18 protein-coding genes are annotated in these 17267 nt (G+C 69.6%); 14 read left to right on the top strand and 4 right to left on the bottom strand.

Features of this window, described 5'->3' with window-relative positions:
- The first annotated feature begins 57 nt into the window (after nt 1–57).
- Together ACWENQ_RS33285 and ACWENQ_RS33290 are read left to right on the top strand one after the other, a co-directional pair.
- Nucleotides 58–1257 (top strand): FAD-dependent oxidoreductase, encoded by a 1200-nt coding sequence (locus ACWENQ_RS33285; RefSeq protein WP_449930182.1) that lies wholly within the window; start codon nt 58–60, stop codon nt 1255–1257.
- A gap of 298 nt (nt 1258–1555) precedes the next feature.
- Nucleotides 1556–2227, top strand: a complete 672-nt coding sequence (locus tag ACWENQ_RS33290) for an RNA polymerase sigma factor (RefSeq protein ID WP_452417780.1) — start codon at nt 1556–1558, stop codon at nt 2225–2227.
- A 53-nt stretch (nt 2228–2280) separates the two neighbouring features.
- Here the strand turns inward: ACWENQ_RS33290 and ACWENQ_RS33295 are convergent, their stop codons facing one another.
- From ACWENQ_RS33295 to ACWENQ_RS33310, 4 genes are read right to left on the bottom strand one after another with little or no spacing between them, the layout of a single operon-like run.
- Nucleotides 2281–3093, bottom strand: a complete 813-nt coding sequence (locus ACWENQ_RS33295; RefSeq protein WP_452417781.1) for an alpha/beta fold hydrolase — start codon at nt 3091–3093, stop codon at nt 2281–2283.
- A gap of 23 nt (nt 3094–3116) precedes the next feature.
- On the bottom strand, nt 3117–3926 hold the full coding sequence (locus ACWENQ_RS33300) for a cyclase family protein (protein WP_452417783.1): 810 nt from the start codon (nt 3924–3926) through the stop codon (nt 3117–3119).
- Between the two features lie 4 nt (nt 3927–3930).
- On the bottom strand, nt 3931–4236 hold the full coding sequence (locus tag ACWENQ_RS33305) for an antibiotic biosynthesis monooxygenase family protein (protein WP_449930174.1): 306 nt from the start codon (nt 4234–4236) through the stop codon (nt 3931–3933).
- 13 nt (nt 4237–4249) lie between these two features.
- Nucleotides 4250–4960 (bottom strand): class I SAM-dependent methyltransferase, encoded by a 711-nt coding sequence (locus ACWENQ_RS33310; RefSeq protein ID WP_449930172.1) that lies wholly within the window; start codon nt 4958–4960, stop codon nt 4250–4252.
- A 120-nt stretch (nt 4961–5080) separates the two neighbouring features.
- Here ACWENQ_RS33310 and ACWENQ_RS33315 point away from each other — a divergent pair, with 120 nt between their 5' ends.
- The 12 genes from ACWENQ_RS33315 to ACWENQ_RS33370 all read left to right on the top strand — a co-directional run bounded on the left by ACWENQ_RS33315 (nt 5081) and on the right by ACWENQ_RS33370 (nt 17262).
- Complete coding sequence (locus ACWENQ_RS33315; RefSeq protein WP_452417784.1) at nt 5081–7501, top strand: methyltransferase; 2421 nt, start codon at nt 5081–5083, stop codon at nt 7499–7501.
- Nucleotides 7502–7515: 14 nt separating this feature from the next.
- Nucleotides 7516–7917: a cupin domain-containing protein gene (locus ACWENQ_RS33320; protein ID WP_449930168.1), complete on the top strand. Its 402-nt coding sequence runs from the start codon at nt 7516–7518 to the stop codon at nt 7915–7917.
- On the top strand, nt 7914–9182 hold the full coding sequence (locus ACWENQ_RS33325) for a beta-ketoacyl-[acyl-carrier-protein] synthase family protein (RefSeq protein WP_449930166.1): 1269 nt from the start codon (nt 7914–7916) through the stop codon (nt 9180–9182). Before ACWENQ_RS33320 ends, ACWENQ_RS33325 begins: the two co-directional genes overlap by 4 nt.
- Nucleotides 9179–10387, top strand: coding sequence for a ketosynthase chain-length factor (locus tag ACWENQ_RS33330; protein ID WP_452417785.1), 1209 nt, complete (start codon nt 9179–9181; stop codon nt 10385–10387). The genes ACWENQ_RS33325 and ACWENQ_RS33330 overlap by 4 nt, the downstream gene beginning before the upstream one ends.
- Before the next feature lie 73 nt (nt 10388–10460).
- The gene (locus ACWENQ_RS33335) at nt 10461–10739 is read left to right on the top strand and encodes a phosphopantetheine-binding protein (protein WP_452417786.1); all 279 of its coding nucleotides are present in this window, start codon (nt 10461–10463) and stop codon (nt 10737–10739) included.
- A 1-nt stretch (nt 10740) separates the two neighbouring features.
- On the top strand, nt 10741–11193 hold the full coding sequence (locus tag ACWENQ_RS33340) for an SRPBCC family protein (RefSeq protein WP_449930160.1): 453 nt from the start codon (nt 10741–10743) through the stop codon (nt 11191–11193).
- Nucleotides 11194–11235: 42 nt separating this feature from the next.
- On the top strand, nt 11236–12903 hold the full coding sequence (locus ACWENQ_RS33345) for an acetyl-CoA carboxylase carboxyltransferase subunit alpha (protein WP_452417788.1): 1668 nt from the start codon (nt 11236–11238) through the stop codon (nt 12901–12903).
- Nucleotides 12896–13357 (top strand): acetyl-CoA carboxylase biotin carboxyl carrier protein, encoded by a 462-nt coding sequence (locus ACWENQ_RS33350; protein ID WP_449930156.1) that lies wholly within the window; start codon nt 12896–12898, stop codon nt 13355–13357. The genes ACWENQ_RS33345 and ACWENQ_RS33350 overlap by 8 nt, the downstream gene beginning before the upstream one ends.
- The gene (locus tag ACWENQ_RS33355; protein ID WP_452417789.1) at nt 13354–14730 is read left to right on the top strand and encodes an acetyl-CoA carboxylase biotin carboxylase subunit; all 1377 of its coding nucleotides are present in this window, start codon (nt 13354–13356) and stop codon (nt 14728–14730) included. Before ACWENQ_RS33350 ends, ACWENQ_RS33355 begins: the two co-directional genes overlap by 4 nt.
- Nucleotides 14727–14990, top strand: a complete 264-nt coding sequence (locus tag ACWENQ_RS33360) for an acyl carrier protein (protein ID WP_449930152.1) — start codon at nt 14727–14729, stop codon at nt 14988–14990. The genes ACWENQ_RS33355 and ACWENQ_RS33360 overlap by 4 nt, the downstream gene beginning before the upstream one ends.
- A 29-nt stretch (nt 14991–15019) precedes the next feature.
- Nucleotides 15020–15526 carry a 3-hydroxyacyl-ACP dehydratase FabZ family protein gene (locus ACWENQ_RS33365; protein WP_452417791.1) on the top strand — a complete coding sequence of 169 codons (507 nt, stop codon included), beginning with the start codon at nt 15020–15022 and terminating at the stop codon, nt 15524–15526.
- Complete coding sequence (locus ACWENQ_RS33370) at nt 15523–17262, top strand: beta-ketoacyl synthase N-terminal-like domain-containing protein (protein ID WP_452417793.1); 1740 nt, start codon at nt 15523–15525, stop codon at nt 17260–17262. Before ACWENQ_RS33365 ends, ACWENQ_RS33370 begins: the two co-directional genes overlap by 4 nt.
- Nucleotides 17263–17267: the final 5 nt, after the last annotated feature.

Here is a 17267-nt window from a genome sequence, read left to right on the forward strand (position 1 = left end):
CTTGGACCTGTGCGACCGAACGACCACTCCACGATCCCTCACCAGAGGAGACGGATCATGAAGACTGTCGCAGTTATCGGAGCAGGCGTGGCGGGCCCGACCGTGGCGATGGCCCTGCAGTTGGCGGGGTTCGAACCGGTCGTCTACGAGTCGCATCCCAGCGGCTCGGAAGGGGTGGGCGCGTTTGTGATCCTGCACGTCAACGGCATTGACGCCTTACGCGCGATCGACGCGGACAAGTGCCTTGACGGGCTGGGATTCGACACCCCGCAGATGCGTTTCCGCAGCGGGACCGGGCGTTCCCTGGGCGTGGCGGGCACCGGCCTCCCGCTGGCCGACGGGACGGTCGGGCGCACGATCCGGCGAGCCGACCTGTGCGGGGCGCTGAGGGACGAGGCGTTGCGGCGCGGGATCGGATTTGAGTACGGCCGGCGGCTGGTCGGTATGAGTGGCGAGGACGGCGGCATAACGGCTGTCTTCGAGGACGGCGCCAGGCGTGAGGCCGATCTGCTCGTCGGGGCGGACGGCATCAAGTCCAGGGTGCGTGCGCTGATCGATCCCGCCGCGCCGCCGGCCAGGTACATCCCCAACCTCTACATCAGCGGTTATGCCAGGGCCGGGGTGGTCGACGTGCCGCCAGGGGAGTATCAGATGGTCTTCGGCCGGCGTTGTTTCTTCGGTTACACCGTAGCCCCGGGCGGTGAGGTGTGGTGGTTCGCCAACCCGCCGTACCCGAACGAGCCGAGCCAGAACGAGCTGCGACAGCTTGGCGACGCCCATTGGCGGGCGGTGCTCGCCGACCTGCTTGGCGTGGATCCAGGACCGGCCCGGAAGATCGTCGAGGCCACCGATCACGAGCTCGCGGCGTGGCCGTTCCACGACATCCCCACGGTGTCGCGCTGGCACCGCGATCGCATGATCATCGTCGGCGACGCGGCGCACGCGACGTCGCCGGCGGCCGGGCAGGGGGCGTCGATGGCCATCGAGGACTCGGTCGAGCTCGGCCGCTGCCTGCGTGACCTGCCCGATGTCCGGCAGGCGTTCCGCGCCTACGAGGCGCTTCGCCGTGAGCGGGTGGAGCGGGTGGTCGCCACGGGCGCCAAATGGTCAACCTTCAAATCGGTGGGGCCGGTCACGCGAATGATCCGCGACATGATCATGCCGGTGATGCTCAAATATTACGCCGGCGATGGCGGAGCCTCCCTTGGCTGGATGCACCATCACCACATCGAATGGAATGAACGGGTCTCGGCCTGATTTCGCGGAATTCCGCGAACACGTATGAATTTCTACATGACCCGCTGAATCTGCTCATTCGCAGATCGGACGGGTTATTGTGCTGCCCGGTTTCATCCTTTCTTTGCGGAGTATTCGCAGATGAGAGCACGTATCGCCGGGCGAGGCGTTTGGCTGAATTCATTCACACAACGATTGACATTTCGCGCTTTCCGGCATGAGACTGGTAGCCGAGTGGCAGATTTTACAACAGGCGACACATGGGGATTTGGCCGATTAGTGGGGCCAGGTGTCGTCACGGGGAGATCGAGGGGTTGCTTTGAACCGCAGAAAACGGATTTCGGCGGCTGCGCCATGTTCCTTACCGGGGAAAGCGCAGTACGCCGGTGAAGGCAAGGAGGATTTCCGCAACGACCGCCGTCTGGAAGAGCTGGTCAAGCTGGCCAGGGACGGCAACCAGTGGGCGTGGAACAGCCTTCTGTGCCGTTTCCTCCCGCTGGTCCAGCTGATAGCGCGCAGACACGGGCTCCAGAGTCAGGACGCCGAGGATGTGAACCAGGTCGTCTGGCTGAAGCTCCTCCAGCACATCAAGAGCATCCGCAACACGCGGTCGCTGGCCGGCTGGATCGCCACCACGTCGAGGAACGAGTGCGTGAACGTCATCCGGCGGTCGCGGCCCCTGGTGCTGTTCGACGACTGGCCCAGCTTCTTCGACGCGGCACACACGGTCAGCTACGACTGGATCGAAGAGGCCGCCGCCCACGAACGCAAGCGTGCGCTGGCCCGCGCACTCAAGGGTCTGAGCAGCCGGCACCGCCAGTTGCTGAACCTGCTCGTCGCCGATCCGCCCCTGTCCTACGTGGAGATCGGGAAGCGGATGGGAATGCCTGTGGGCAGCATCGGGCCCACCCGGCTGCGTGTCATCGCCCGGTTGCGGGAGTCGATGGGCATGGCCGGGGATTCGCCGGAGCGGCGGAGGGAATCGGCCTGAGCGGGTGATGGGGCGGCCGCGGCCGCCCCATCACCCGTTTTTGCGGGAGGATGTCACGTCAGGCCGAGCAGTAAGGCGCGGATCTCCTCCGCCACCGCCCCCGGGCGTTCCATGTACATGAAGTGCGCGGTCTCCTGGATCACGCGCAGCCGTGCGTCGCGGTGGTGCCGCTGGATCCACTGGGCCTGCTCGACGGTGGTGCATCTGTCATGCTCGCCGGCGATGACCAGGGCCGGGACGGTGAGCCCGCGGATCGTCTCCTCCAGATCCGGATGGCGCATCCTGACGAGGTTCTGGTGCACCTCGAAGGTGATGGCGGACCAGGCGGCGCTGACCCGCCTGGCGACGTCCGGATGCTTGTCGTGGAAGAAGAAGGGAACGGCGCGGGTGTTGGCCTCGCACACGTACTCGGCCCAGGTCTCCTTGGTCGGCACCTGCTCCGGCCGACGGAAGGGCAGGCTGAAGGAAGCCGCCGACCCCATGAGGACGAGCCCGCCGACCAGGTCGGGCCGCCGGCCGGCCAGGGTGATGGCCACCGCCGAGCCGAGCGAGTGCCCGGCCAGGACCACCTTCTCCCAGCCGTAGTGCAGGATCAGCTGCTCGATGTCGTCGGCGAACAGCGTCGCGCTCGGCGGGACGTCCAGCGTCGAGGACAGGCCGTGGCCGCGGAAGTCCACGGCGACGGTGTGATGGTCCGGGCTGAGCAGCTCCTGTAGGTCGGCGTAGTGCGAGTGGTTGTCGCGGTTGCCGTGCAGCATGATCACGGGCAGTCGCGCCGCCGTACGCGGACCGGCATGGCGGCAGAACAGCTGCACACCGTCGCGCACGTTGACGTAGTCGGCCAGGGTGCCTTCTCGGTCGAGCATGGTGACTGACTCCTCGCGCCGGTTCACTGGTCGATCAATGCGACGGGCCGCGCCCAGCCGGCGCCGGCGCCCTGGACCCGGACCGGGGCGCAGAACACCGTGAAGCCCGTGGGCCCGGGGAGCCGGCCCAGGCCGGCCATGCGTTCGATCTGCAGATACTCGCGCTCGCGCCCGAACATGTGGCAGGGCCACAGGTGCCGGGAGTCGCCCGTCTTCACGAACTGCTCGATCATGTGGGCGGTCGGCAGGTCGAAACCGGCGGTGTCGACCCCGATCAGCTTCACGCCGTGGTCGACGATGACCTCGATCGCCTCGGGGGACATCGCCGGGTGCGCGGAGTAGTACTCGGGATCCGGCCAGCGCTCGCTCCAGCCCGTCTCGATGAGGGCCACCTCGAGCGGCCTGAGCCGGTGGCCGATCCGGTCCAGCTCGCGCCGGACGTCGTCGGCGGTGATGACCTCGAGTGCCCTCTTGTCGCGGAACGACAGCCGCACCCCAGGGCCGCAGCACCACTCGAGCGGCACCTCCTCGATCGTCTTGGCCGGCCGGCCCGCCGACGCCGGCCCGTAGTGATATGGAGCGTCCACATGGGTACCACCGTGCACGCTGAGGGTGACGATCTCGTTGCTCATGAACACGCCGTCGGGAAAATGCTCCCTTTCCAGGAAAGGCACGGGAGAAATTCCCTCGCGTTCGGCGATCTGCTGGATCAGCGATTTCGCGGCATTGCCCAGCCGTTCCGGACCGCTGTCGTGAGTCCACCGGTCGATATCCCGGACGCCCGGGTCGTCAGGGTGCTGGGTAATGGTCATGCTCAGGTCGATCAAGCGCATGGGATCAGCCTCGCGGGGAGGGGACTCGGAGCGAATAGAACCGCATCTCGCTGGGCCGGAGGAAGAACGGCCGCATCTCCGCCGTCATGCTGTCGTGGGCGGGCGACTCCAGCCATGCGGTGAATTGCTCGCGTTTTTCCCATTCGCTGACCAGGACATAGGATCCGGCCGTGTCCTCCAGCCGGAGGAGCTCGTCCCTGATGTGCCCCGGCATGGTGGCGACGCGTTCCCTGACTTTGCTGAACGCGGCCTCGAATTCGCGCTCCCGCTCCGCGTCCACGGTCGAGAAGAGCATCATGCGAACGGTCATCCGGCATTCCTCCTTAGACAGTGACCGAGAACAGCGCGACGCTGCCACGGGTGTGTAGCGTGACATGGGTGAACCGCTTCGCCAGCGCGTTTTCGAGATCCTCCAGGGAGTCCTGCTCGTTGGCGAAGATGCCCATTTTGTTCATGTAGCCCAACTGCGAACGCGACAGCCTGGTCTGGGGCACGCCGAGGCTGAGAATGGTCGAGCCGAACAGCCTGCCGCCCGGCCTGAGCAGCGGCGCGAGCTGGTCGAAGACCTGCGCCTTGTCCTGGATGTTGCCCGGCAGGCAGTGCAGGACATGGACGAGGGCGACCGAGTCGAACTGCCTTTTCCGCAGCGAGAGGGGTTTCAGCAGATCGGCCCGGATGCATTGCGGCTGGTGCCGGGCGATTCGCTCGGCGGCGCGGCGGAGAACGTCGGAGTTGACGTCCAGCAGGGCTATTCTCGGCTCCGCGGCCGGGAACCTGCATTTGTTGAGGTACCACCCCGTCCCGGGGCCGACGTCGAGATGGTCGCTCGACGCGTTCCCGCGATAAAGCGCGAGCAGGGCTTTGCTGGGACAGCGCCAGGTGAACCTGTTCTGGAAACGGATGACGAGCGGATCGTAGACGTATTTCAGAAAGAATGGGGTGTAGGCGGCCTGGCCCGCGTATGCCGGGTCTTCAGGCTCCAGGCGCCGCTCAGGCTCATAACCGTTGTTGCTGACGCTCGGCGTGTAAGGCATGCCCTACAGACGGGGCAGCCCCGCCGTAGATACCGAATATTTTCCTGTATCAGGCGATGCCCACCCGCGTCTGAATGGCATACGCGTTCTCCACTAGCCCCCTCCGTCCCAGGGAGAATCATGCCTTCTGACGAGTCGACCCTCGACCATCGCATTCAGGGCAGCGTGGTCAGGCCCGGTGATCCGCACTATGACGAATACCGCAAGGTGTTCAACGGCATGATCGACAGCCGACCTGACCTGATCATCCGCTGCGCTTCATCGGCCGACGTGGCCGAAGGAATCGCCCACGCCAGGCGGCAGGGCCTGCCGCTGTCTGTGCGGGCCGGGGGTCACGGCGTGACGGGCGACGCCGTCCTCGACGGTTCGGTCTGCCTCGACCTGCGGCCCATGAACTCCGTCACCATCGACCCCGACCGCCGGCGCGCCCGGGTCGGGGGCGGCGCGAACTGGGGTGAGTTCGACGCCGCCGCGCAGAAGTACGGACTGGCCGTCACCGGCGGGCGGGTCCGCGGCACGGGAGTGGCCGGGCTGACCCTCGGCAGCGGGAGCGGCTGGCTGGAGCGCAAGCTCGGCCTCAGCTGCGACTCCCTCGCTTCCGTGGAGATCGTCACCGCCGGCGGCAAGGTGCTCAGAGCCTCGGAGACGGAGAACCAGGAGCTGTTCTGGGGCGTGCGCGGCGGCGGCGGCAACTTCGGCGTGGTCACCGAGTTCGAGTTCCAGCTCCACCCGGTCGGACCGCAGGTTCTCGGCGGGCTCGTCATGTACCCGCCGTTCCAGATCGCCGACCTCATCCGGCATTTCCGCGACTTCATGGCGACGGCGCCGGACGAGGTCGGCGCCGGGCTCGCCTTCATCTCCGCGCCGGACGAGCCGTTCGTCCCCGAGTTCGCGCGCGGCAAGCCCGTCGTGGGCGCGGTCCTGTCCTACTTCGGCCCCATCGAGGAGGGCGAGGAGGTGCTCAGGCCGCTGCGCGAGTTCGGCCCGCCCGTGCGTGACATGGTCGCGCCCATCGCCTACACCGACCTGCAAGGGCTGCTGGAGCCCGGCACCCACGACGGCATGCAGAACTACTGGAAGGCCGAGTTCCTCGCTGAACTGCCCGATGAGGCGATCGACCACATCGTGCGCTTCACACAGAGCGTGCCCTCCCGTTTCACGCAGACGATCCTCATGCCGCTGGGCGGCGCGCTGGCCCGCGTCGACAACGACGCCATGGCCTTCGGCCAGCGCGACGCGCCCTTCAACATCCACATCCTGTCCATGTGGGAGGACCCGGCCGACTCCGAGCGGCAGATCTCCTGGACCCGCGAGTTCCACCGGGCGATCCAGCCGTACAGCACCGGCGGCGCCTACCTCAACTTCATCGGCAAGGAGGGCGGGGACCGGATCAAGGCCGCCTTCGGGCCAGAGAAGTACGAGCGGCTGGTAGAGCTCAAGCGGCGCTACGACCCGGCCAACGTCTTCTCCGGAAACCAGAACATCCCGCCGCGGGCTAAGACGGTCGAGGAGGAGCCCGAGGAGGCGGAGCAGCAGGGGCACTTCGCCCCGCTCGCCGTACTCGAGCTCCTGAACGGGATGTGGATCGCGCGTGCCCTGCAGGTCGCGGCGCAGCTGCGGATCGCCGAGCAGCTCGGTGACGGGCCGCGCACGCTCGCCGAGCTCGCCACCGAGTGCGGCTGCGACCCCGCGGCGCTGGGCCGGCTGATCTCGGCGCTCAGCACGGTCGGCTTCTTCGCCCGCACCGGCGAGGACAAGATCCAGCAGACACCGCTGTCGGCCGTGCTGGCCGACGGCCACCCGCACTCCGTCGGAGCCGTCGCCCGCCTGTTCGGCTCGAACTGGCAGTGGCAGGCGTGGTCGCAGCTCGAATACTCGGTACGGCACGGCAAGCCGGCTCTCGACCAGGTAGTCGGCACGAGCCTGCCGGCCTTCCTCGACACCATGTCGCCCGAGGACGGGGTCCTCTTCGACCAGGCGATGACCGGTCTGTCCCGCTTCCTCAACCGGACGATCCTGAACGCCTACGACTTCTCCGACGCCGGCCGGATCGCCGACGTCAGCGGCGGCCACGGCACCCTGCTGGTCGACATCCTCGCCGGCGACCCGTCGCTGACCGGGGTCCTGCTCGACCGGCCCGCGGTCACCGCCAAGGTCCGCGAGAAGGCGCGGGAGGCCGGGCTCGGCGACCGGCTGGACGTGGTGGACTGCGACTACCTCGAGTCGCTGCCGGAGCAGGCCGACACCATCGTGCTCAACCGGGTGCTGCACGACTGGGACGACGACTCGGCCGCCAGGATCCTTCGGGCCTGCCGCGCCGCCCTGCGCCCCGGGGGCCGGATCGTCGTGGTCGAGCAGCTCATGACGGGCGACAAGCGCGCGGCCTTCCTGGACCTGCAGATGCTGGTGCTGCGCGGCGGCCGCGAACGCACCAAGGCGGAGATGGCCGAGCTGTTCGAGCGATCCGGCCTCAGCCTGGCGGAGACGATCAACACCACCTCTCCCATGTGCCTGCTCATCGGCCACTCCCTCGACCACTGAACGGGGCCTGAGACATGACAACCACCACGAAGGTCATCAACGCCGCGGACGTCACGCCCAACCGCCACCGCGGCGGCGAGATCCGGGTGACGCTGAGCCAGAAGACCTGCGGCGCCACGTCGGGGTTCGGCGGCTCCGTGCTGCTGCAGCCCGGGGAGTACGTGAGCGAGCACTATCACCCGTACTCGGAGGAGTTCATCCACGTCATCCGGGGCGAGCTCGAGCTGAAGGTGGAGGACGAGCCGATCGCCCTCGGCCCGGACGACTCGTTCCTGGTGCCCATCGGGCAACGCCACCGCCTGGCCAACGTGGGCGACTCGACGGCGCACGTCGTGTTCCATCTCTCGCCGCTGGCGCCGCGACCCGACCTCGGCCACGTCGACACGGAACCCCTTCCGTCAGTGGGAGAGCCGTGATGAGACGTGCCGTCATCACCGGGATGGGGGTGCTCGCCCCCGGTGGCGTCGGGCGGGACGCGTTCTGGAAACTGCTGGCCGGCGGTCAGAGCGCGACCCGCACCCTGACCATGTTCGACCCCGCTCCGTTCCGGTCGCAGCTCGCCGCCGAGGTCGACTTCGACCCGCGCGCGGCGGGCCTGACCGAGCGCGAGACGCGCCGTATGGACCGCGCCGCCCAGTTCGCCGTCGTGTGCACGCGGGAGGCGCTCACCGACAGCGGTCTTGACCTGTCCGGCGTGGACCCGGCCCGCGTCGGGGTCAGCCTCGGCAGCGCGGTCGGCTGCACGATCTCCCTGGAGGAGGAGTACCGGGTCCTGTCCGACGAGGGCCGCCAGTGGCTCGTCGACCACACCTACGGTGTCCCGCACCTGTACGGGTACATGGTCCCCAGCACGCTGGCCACCGAGGTGGCCTGGCAGGCGGGCGCCGAGGGGCCGGTCCAGCTCGTCTCCACGGGCTGCACGTCCGGCCTGGACGCCGTCGGCATGGGTGCCCGGCTGATCGAGGAGAACTCGGCCGACGTCGTCATCGCCGGCGCGACCGACGCGCCCCTGTCACCCATCACCTACGCGTGCTTCGATGCGATCAAGGCCACCTCGGCCAACAACGACGACCCAGAGCACGCCTCGCGCCCATTCGACGCCCGGCGCGACGGCATCGTCCTCGGCGAGGGCGCCGCGATCCTGGTGCTCGAGGAGGAGAGCAGGGCGCGGTCGCGCGGCGCCCGGATCCAGGCGGAGCTGGTCGGGTACGGCCAGCGCAACAACGCCTTCCACATGACCGGCCTGCGCCCAGATGGCCGGGAGATGGCCGAGGCGATCCGCGTCGCCCTGCGCGAAGCCCGGCTCGACCCCACCGCCGTGGACTACATCAACGCCCACGGGTCGGGCACTAAGCAGAACGACCGGCACGAGACCGCGGCCTTCAAGGACAGCCTCGGCGACCACGCCCGCCGGGTGCCGATCAGCTCGATCAAGTCGATGATCGGCCACTCCCTGGGGGCGATCGGCTCGATCGAGCTGGCGGCCTGCGTGCTCGCCCTGGAACACCAGGTGGTGCCGCCCACGGCCAATCTGCACGTGCCCGACCCGGAATGCGACCTGGACTACGTCCCGCTCGTCGCCCGCGATCACCGCATGAACGTGATCCTCAACGTGGGCAGCGGCTTCGGCGGATTCCAGACCGCCGTCCTGCTGGCCGCACCTGGAACGGTTCGCCCATGAGCACGCTCGCGATCACCGGCATGGCCGTCGTCGCGCCGACCGGCCAGAGCCTGGACCAGCACTGGTCGTCGGTCCTCACAGGCCGCAGCGGGATCCGTCCCAACAGCCGCTTCGATCCGGCCTCCTACCCCGTCCGCGTCGCCGGTCAGGTGGAGGACTACGTGGCGAGGGGCACCATGCCCTCCCGGTTCGTGAGGGAGACCGACCGCTTCACCCAGATGGGGCTGAGCGCGGCCCAGGCCGCGCTCCAGGACGCCGCGCTCGACCCGGCCGAGCTCCCCGAGTACGCGGTGGCCGTGGTCACGGCGAGCTCGTCGGGCGGCACGGAGTTCGGCCAGAAGGAGATGGAGCGGCTCTATCAGCACGGCCCCTCGTGGGTCAGCCCCTACCAGTCCATCGCCTGGTTCTACGCGGCGACCTCCGGGCAGATCTCGATCCGCCACGGCACCAAGGGGCCGGCCGGGGTGCTCTGCGCGGAGCAGGCGGGCGGCCTGGATGCCGTCGCGCTCGCGCGGCGCCTGGTCAGGGACGAGGTGAAGGCCGCCATCGTCGGCGGCACCGACGCCTCCCTGTGCCCTTACGGGCTGACGGCCCAGCTCACCTCGGGCCGCCTGTCCACCGTGAACGAACCGGAGCATGCCTACCGCCCGTTCGACGCCTCCGCGGCCGGCTACGTGCCAGGAGAGGGCGGCGCCATGCTCATCGTGGAGCCCGCCGCCGAAGCCAGGCGGCGGGGGGCGCGGATCCACGGCACCGTGCTCGGCCACGCCGCGGGCTTCGACCCGGCGCCGTGGACCGGCCGCCCGTCGGCGCTGCGGCGGACCATGGAGCGGGCCCTCGACGATGCCGGGATCGGGCCGCGAGATGTGGACGTCGTGTTCGCGGACGGGATGGCCGTCCCCGCGGACGACGCCGACGAGGCCAGGGCCATCGGCGAGGTGTTCGGCGGCGGTGGTGTCCCGGTGACCGTCCCGAAGGCGCTCACCGGACGGCTCCACGCCGGGGGCGGCGGACTCGACCTGGTCACGGCCCTGCTCGCCATACGCCACGGCTGCGTGCCCCACACGGCGGCGACCACCACGGTTCCCGATCTCTACGACCTCGACCTCGTGCTGAACGAGCCGCGCCCGGGCGTGGTCAGGCACGCGATGGTCGTGGCCCGCGGGCACGGCGGCTTCGTCTCGGCCGTCGTGCTCGGCGCATGACCCTTCACCGATTCGACTCACCGATTCGACTCACCGATTCGACTCACCGATTCGACGAGGAGAGAGCGACACCATGTCAGAGCCTGCAACCGGCGTCTTCACCCTCGAAGACCTGCGGTCGATGTTGCGCGTCGACGACGCCGACGAACTGACCGAGAGCAACGCCGATGAGGAGTTCGAGTCCCTCGGCTACGACTCGCTCGCCAAGTACGAGCTGGTCTCCCAGCTGGTGCGCCGGCACGGCATCCAGATCTCGGACAAGACGATGGAGCACTTGCGCACGCCGCGGCAGGCCGTCGACTACGTCAACGCCTTCATGGCCGCCACTCCAGACCACGCAGTGAGGTCCTGAAATGTCAGCACACACCGACAATGCCATCACGATCGCCGCGCCCATGGACCTCGTGTGGGACATGACCAACGACATCGAGTCGTGGCCGAAGCTGTTCAGCGAGTACAGCGCGGCGGAGATCCTGCACCGGACCGACACCACCGTGCGGTTCCGGCTCTCCATGCACCCCGACGAGAACGGGGTCGTGTGGAGCTGGGTGTCGGACCGGACCGCCGACCCCGCCACCAGGACCGTGCGCTCCCAGCGGGTCGAGCTCGGGCCGTTCAAGTACATGTTCCTGTTCTGGGAGTACCTCCAGACCGACGAGGGAGTCCTGCTGCGCTGGGTGCAGGACTTCGAGCTGAAGCCGGAGATGCCGGTTGACGACGCCGGCATGGCCGACCGCGTCAACGCCAACTCAGCCGTGCAGCTGAAGCTGATCAAGGAAGCCATCGAAGCGGAGGCGCGCGGCTGAGCGCGCCCCGACGCTCCTGACCGACCTCGAGGAGTCTTGCTCATGGCCATAGCGAAGGATGCCGGTGACTGGGAGCTGTGCCGGGAATGCGCCGCGCTCGTCTACCGGCCGCGGCTGCTGCGATCGCGCCGCGTCTGCCCCGAGTGCGGGCACCACCAGCGGCTCGCCGCCGGGGAACGGATCGACACCATCGCCGACCCCGGCTCCTTCACCCCCGCGCCGCAGGTCAGCGGTGGCGACCCGCTGGGCTTCGCGGACTCGCGGCCCTACCCCGAGCGGCTCGCCGAGGCGCGCAGCCGTACGGGACTGCAGGACGCCATCCTGTACGGCGGAGCCACCATCGGCGGCCGGCGGGTCGTGGTGGCGGCGATGGACTTCGCCTTCCTGGGCGGCAGCATGGGCTCGGCCGTCGGCGAGACGGTCGCCCGCGCCTGCGAGACGGCGCTGCGCGAGCGGATCCCGCTGATCCTGGCCATCACCTCCGGCGGGGCCCGCATGCAGGAGGGCGCGGTCTCCCTCATGCAGATGGCCAAGACCGCCCAGGCCATGCGCGCGCTGCGTGAGGCCGGGCCGCTCAGCGTCTGTGTGCTCACCGATCCCACCTTCGGCGGGGTCACCGCCTCCTTCGCGACCCTCGGCGACGTCCTGGTGGCCGAACGCGGGGCACGCGTCGGCTTCGCCGGCCCCCGGGTGATCGCCGCCGCCACTCGGGAGGAACTGCCGCCGGGCTTCCAGACGGCCGAGTACCTCAAGAGCCGCGGCCTGATCGACCGGGTCGAGACCAGGGACGGCCTGCGCCCGCTACTGGCCAGGCTGCTGGCGGTGACCTCGGCCCGGGATCCGGGCCAGGTCACCGCGTGGGAGCGACCACTGGAAGAACTGCAGGAGGCGCCGGGGGGACCACAGGAGGCGCCGACGCCGTACGAGACGCTGCGCCTGGCCCGCGACACCCGCCGCCCCACCGCCCTGGACTACATCTGGCGGATCTGCACGGACTTCGTCGAACTCCACGGCGACCGGCTGGAGGGCGACGACCCGGCCATCGTCGGCGGCCCAGCGCTCCTCGACGGCCGCCCCGTCATGATCATCGCGCACCAGAAGGGGCACAGCACCGACGAGCTGGTCGCCAGGAACTTCGGGCTGGCCCATCCGGAGGGCTACCGCAAGGCGCTGCGGCTGATGCGGCTGGCGGGCAGGCTCGGCCTGCCGGTGGTCACGCTCGTGGACACGCAGGGCGCGGCTCCCGGGATCCGCGCCGAGGACCGCGGGCAGTCCTGGGCGATCGCGGAGTGCCTGGCCGGCATGTCGGAACTGCCGGTGCCGGTGGTCTCCGTCCTGATCGGCGAGGGCGGCAGCGGAGGAGCGCTGGCGCTGGCGGTGGCCAACCAGGTGCTCATGCTCCGGCACGCGGTCTACTCGGTGATCAGCCCGGAGAGCTGCTCCACCATCCTGTTCGGCGACCCGTCCCACGGCCCGCGTATGGCCGAGGCGCTCCGGATCACCGCACCGGACCTGCTCCGCCTGGGCATCGTCGACAGCATCGTGCCCGAGCCGCCCGGCGGTGCCCAGACCGACCCGGCCGCCGCGGCCGAACACCTCAAGGCCGGTGTACGGCAGGCCCTGCGCGAGCTCGCCGGGCTGAGCGGCGACGAGCTTCGCAAACATCGCTACGAACGCTTCCGGGTGCTGGGGATGATCGCCGATGACTGAGCACACCGACGAGCGGCACGCGGTCCTCCGCCTGCTGCGCGAAGAGGCCGGCAACATCGTCAAGACCGTGTCGGGTCCGCTGGCCAGCCTCTCGCTGCGGATGGGCGAGTGGGCACTGGACATCTCGTGGGCGCACGGGACCGCACCCGCTGCCCCGCTGCCGCTGGTGACGGCGCCGGAGGAGGAAACGGAAGCGGACGATACCGGTCTGCACGAGATCACCGCCCCGCTGGTCGGCACCTTCTACGTGGCGCCGGAGCCGGGCGCCCCGCCGTACATCCAGGTGGGGGAGCACGTGCGGGCGGGACAGACCGTCGGCATCGTCGAGGCGATGAAGCTGATGAATCCGGTCAAGAGCGACCTGGCGGGCGAGGTGGTCGAGGTCGTGACCGGCGACGCGACGCCCGTGGAGTACGGCCAGGCGCTGGTGCGGATCAGGGCGGAGGAGCCGTGAGCTTCAGCAAGATCCTCATCGCCAACCGGGGTGAGATCGCCCTCCGCATCGCACGGACCTGCCGCGAGCTGGGCATCGAGACGGTCGCCGTCTATTCGACGGCCGACCGCGACGCCCGCTTCGTGGCCTACGCCGACGAGGCGGTGCACATCGGGCCGGCCCCGGCCAAGCGCAGCTACCGCTACCCGCCCGCGATCATCGAGGCCGCCCTGCGCACCGGCGCCGAAGCCATCCACCCCGGCTACGGGTTCCTCTCCGAGGACGCGGACTTCGCGCGGATCTGCACCGACCACGGGGTCGTCTTCATCGGGCCCAGCCCGGAGGTGATGGAGTGCGTGGGCGACAAGGCACGGGTCCGCGCCCTGCTCGCCGCGGCCGGGCTGCCGATCCTGCCGGGCAGCGACGGTCCCGTGGCGACGCAGGCCGAGGCCGAGGAGGTGGCCGAGCGGATCGGCTACCCCGTCATCGTCAAGGCCGCCGCCGGTGGTGGCGGCCGTGGCATCGAGCCCGCGGGCGACCGCGCCGAGCTGCGCGAGGTCTACCGGCGCACGACCGCCCTGGCACGCCAGGTTTTCGGCAACGGCGAGGTCTACCTGGAACGCCTGGTCCAGGCCCCGCGCCACGTCGAGGTCCAGTTCCTGGCTGACACGCACGGCACCGTTCTGCACCTGGGCGACCGCGACTGCTCGCTGCAGCGCCGCAACCAGAAGCTGGTGGAGGAGGCGCCCTCACCACTCCTGCCGGACCGGGTTCGCGAGCGGCTCGGCGAGTACGCCGTGGCCGGGGCGCGCCGTGTCGGCTACACCGGGGCGGGAACCATGGAATTCCTGCTCGACGCCGCGGGCGAGATCACCTTCATGGAGATCAACGCGCGCATCCAGGTGGAGCACCCGGTCACCGAACTGCTGACCGGTGTCGACCTGGTGCGAGAGCAGATCCGCGTCGCGGCCGGTGAACCCCTGGGCATCACCCAGGAACAGGTCACGCTGACCGGCACCGCCATCGAGTGCCGGGTCAACGCCGAGGATCCGTCGGCGGGCTTCCGCCCCACGCCCGGCCGCCTGACCTCCTACCACCCGCCGGGCGGTCCCGGGGTGCGGGTCGACTCCGGGTTCGGCCAGGGCGACGTGATCCCGCCGGACTACGACTCGCTGCTCGCCAAGGTGATCGTGTGGGCGCCGACGCGCGAGCAGGCGATCGTCCGCGCCGACCGGGCGCTGGCCGAGTTCGCCGTCGAGGGGCCAGGGATGGCCACGACGATCCCACTGCTGCGGCGGCTGCTGGCCCAGCCGGATTTCGTGGCGGCCAGGCACTCCACTGCCTTCGTCGACGCGTTAACAAACGAATTCAACCCTGTTGGAGAAAACCAGTGAACGTCCTGCAGACCATCAAGGGAATTCTCGTCTCCGAGCTTCTCGTCGACATCCCGGCGGAGCGGATGCAGCCCGACGACAGCCTGCGCGATGTCTACGGCCTCGACTCGCTCGGCTACGTCGAGCTGCGGGTCTGCATTGAGCAGACCTTCGGGATCACCATCGACGACGACGATTTCTCCCCCGAGCACTTCACCACGCTCGGCGGGGTCCAGGCGCTGGTGGAGCATCTCCAAAAAGACGAGGAAATGGTCAGCTGACTTCCCGCGGAGAAAGAAAGGACCGCCCCATGCAACTCCAGACGGCGTCACCGCAGGCGGATCAGTCGTCGGCCGACCGTACGCTCGGCTTCACCGAGATGAAGAAGTGGCTGCGCCACCGTCACCCGATGATCTACATCGACCGGGTCACCGACCATGAGCCCGGGGTGTTCCTCAGGAGCCTGCTGTCCGTCTCCGGCAACCTCGACGCGATCGCGGGACACTTCCCGGAGCGTGCGATCTACCCGGGCAGTCATCTCATGCAGGCTTTCGCCCAGTCGGGCATCATCCTCTACCTGCTGAGCACCAGGCCGCTGGCCGAGGACGAGCTTACCCTCATCGGCTCTGTCACCGCCCGCTTCACCAAGCCGGTCGTCCCCGGCGACCAGGTCGTCTTCGATGTCCGGGCTGATCGGCTGCGTGGCGACGCGTTCTTCTTCTCGTGTCGCGCGTCCGTCGGCAGCGCGACGGTCGCCGCCTTCAAGGGGACGCTCACCCGGACAACGGTCGCCGCGATGGGCCGGCAGTTGTGGTGAACGCGCCCGTGGTCGTCGTCACCGGGATGGCGTGGACCACGCCGCTCGGGGACGGGCTCGACGAGGTGTGGCGCCGGCTGTGTGCGGGCGCCACCGGCGTCGTCCCGGTCGGCTCGCCGCACCGGCTCCGCACGTCGCTTGCCGGGCAGGTGCCGTGCCCGCCGTATGTGTCCTTGGCTCCGGAAGAACGGCAGATCGCCCTTGCTGTCCGCACGCTGGCCGAGGCCTTCGCTGAGGCTGGAGTCGCGGTGGACGATCCCTCGGTGACGCTTGTGCTCGGTACCAGTTTCGGCGGGCAGCTCGACGCGGAGGAGGAGCCCGAACGGCACTGGACCCAGGAGGTCGCGCGCCGGCTCGGGCATCCGCGTACCCCGCTGTGTGTGACGACTGCCTGCTCTGCGGGAGCCGACAGCCTGCTCGTCGCGGAGGCGCTGCTCCGAAGTGGCAGGGCCGGGATCTGCGTGGCGGGTGGAGCCGACGTGCTGAGCGAGGCCAAGCGCCTGGGCCATTCGGCGCTCGGCACGATGAGCAGGACCGGGCTGCGTGCCTTCGACGCCGGTCATGACGGGATGGTGCTCGGTGAAGGCGCGGGGTTCCTGGTCCTGGAGCTGGAGGAGAGGGCTCGAGCCCGGGGCGCTCGCATCCTCGCCCGCCTGGACGGCGTGGGCTCCGCCAACGACGCCACCGGCCTGACCGCTCCCGATCCCACCGGTGACAGCGTGGTCGCCGCGGTGCGCAGATGCCCGGGCGGCACCGGAGACGTCGCCGTGGTGTGCGCTCACGGGACGGGCACCCCTGTCAACGACCAGGTGGAGGCGACCAGCCTGCACGAGCTCTTCGCCGGATCCGAGAGCGATCCGGTCGTCTTCGGGACGAAGGGCGCCCTCGGCCACAGCCTGGGCGCCACCGGCGCGATCGAGGCGATCGCCACCATCCTGGCGCTGCGGCACCGGGCGACGCCGCCGCTCGCGGGACTGGACTCGCCGATGCCCGGCTTCACGCTGCGGCTGGCGGACGGCACGGCGCAGGAGTTGCACGGCGGGGCAGGGCTCAGCCTGACGCTGGGGTTCGGCGGGTTCAACACCTGTGTGCGGTTCTCGCACGGCGAGGGCACGGCGGGAACGGAGAGCAGGTCCGAGGAGCGGAGGGCCGGAGAAGAGGTCACCTGGCCCGGTCTTCCGGCCGTCGCCGGTCATGGTGCAGTCACGGTCGAGGATCCCACCACCCGCTCCGCCAACCGCCCTTCCCTCTACGCCGACCCGGTGGCCTGGTTGACCGCCGCGGCGGTCGAGGCGGCCCTGAGCGAGAGCGGCTGCGGGGAGGACGTGCTCGCCGCCCGGAACGACGTGGCGGTGATCGTGCTCACCGGCAGCCGGCCCCTGCCGACCTCCAGGGCGCTCGCAACTCAGGTGACCACCCGCGGCCGGGTCTCGCCACTGCGCTTCGCCGGCGCCAACCCGGGCATCCTGGCCGGGCTCACCTGCATCCAATGGGGCCTGCGCGGACCGTCGCTGGTCCTCGCGGCGGCCGACGACGGCACCGTCGACACAGCTCTGACGGTCGCGGAGTCGTGGCTCAGCTCCGGCCAAGCCCGCTACGTGATCGCGGTGCGACACCAGGCGCACCCTGAAGGACACACCGCCCGGTGCGCCGTACTGCAGGCCGCCACGGAGCCGGGCACCGATCCCCGCGCCCTCCTGACCGCCCCGATCGCCTCTCTCGCCACGACGTCATGAAGGGA

The sequence above is a fragment of the Nonomuraea sp. NPDC004354 genome, from assembly GCF_053602555.1.

What these genes read in the sequence shown, in the direction of transcription:
- ACWENQ_RS33350 (WP_449930156.1), top strand. Translation starts at nt 12,896, where the DNA reads ATGACTGAGCACACCGACGAGCGGCACGCGGTCCTCCGCCTGCTGCGC.
- ACWENQ_RS33300 (WP_452417783.1), bottom strand. Translation starts at nt 3,926, where the DNA reads ATGCGCTTGATCGACCTGAGCATGACCATTACCCAGCACCCTGACGAC.
- ACWENQ_RS33295 (WP_452417781.1), bottom strand. Translation starts at nt 3,093, where the DNA reads ATGCTCGACCGAGAAGGCACCCTGGCCGACTACGTCAACGTGCGCGAC.
- ACWENQ_RS33285 (WP_449930182.1), top strand. Translation starts at nt 58, where the DNA reads ATGAAGACTGTCGCAGTTATCGGAGCAGGCGTGGCGGGCCCGACCGTG.
- ACWENQ_RS33310 (WP_449930172.1), bottom strand. Translation starts at nt 4,960, where the DNA reads ATGCCTTACACGCCGAGCGTCAGCAACAACGGTTATGAGCCTGAGCGG.
- ACWENQ_RS33335 (WP_452417786.1), top strand. Translation starts at nt 10,461, where the DNA reads ATGTCAGAGCCTGCAACCGGCGTCTTCACCCTCGAAGACCTGCGGTCG.
- ACWENQ_RS33315 (WP_452417784.1), top strand. Translation starts at nt 5,081, where the DNA reads ATGCCTTCTGACGAGTCGACCCTCGACCATCGCATTCAGGGCAGCGTG.
- ACWENQ_RS33305 (WP_449930174.1), bottom strand. Translation starts at nt 4,236, where the DNA reads ATGACCGTTCGCATGATGCTCTTCTCGACCGTGGACGCGGAGCGGGAG.
- ACWENQ_RS33365 (WP_452417791.1), top strand. Translation starts at nt 15,020, where the DNA reads ATGCAACTCCAGACGGCGTCACCGCAGGCGGATCAGTCGTCGGCCGAC.
- ACWENQ_RS33345 (WP_452417788.1), top strand. Translation starts at nt 11,236, where the DNA reads ATGGCCATAGCGAAGGATGCCGGTGACTGGGAGCTGTGCCGGGAATGC.
- ACWENQ_RS33330 (WP_452417785.1), top strand. Translation starts at nt 9,179, where the DNA reads ATGAGCACGCTCGCGATCACCGGCATGGCCGTCGTCGCGCCGACCGGC.
- ACWENQ_RS33320 (WP_449930168.1), top strand. Translation starts at nt 7,516, where the DNA reads ATGACAACCACCACGAAGGTCATCAACGCCGCGGACGTCACGCCCAAC.
- ACWENQ_RS33340 (WP_449930160.1), top strand. Translation starts at nt 10,741, where the DNA reads ATGTCAGCACACACCGACAATGCCATCACGATCGCCGCGCCCATGGAC.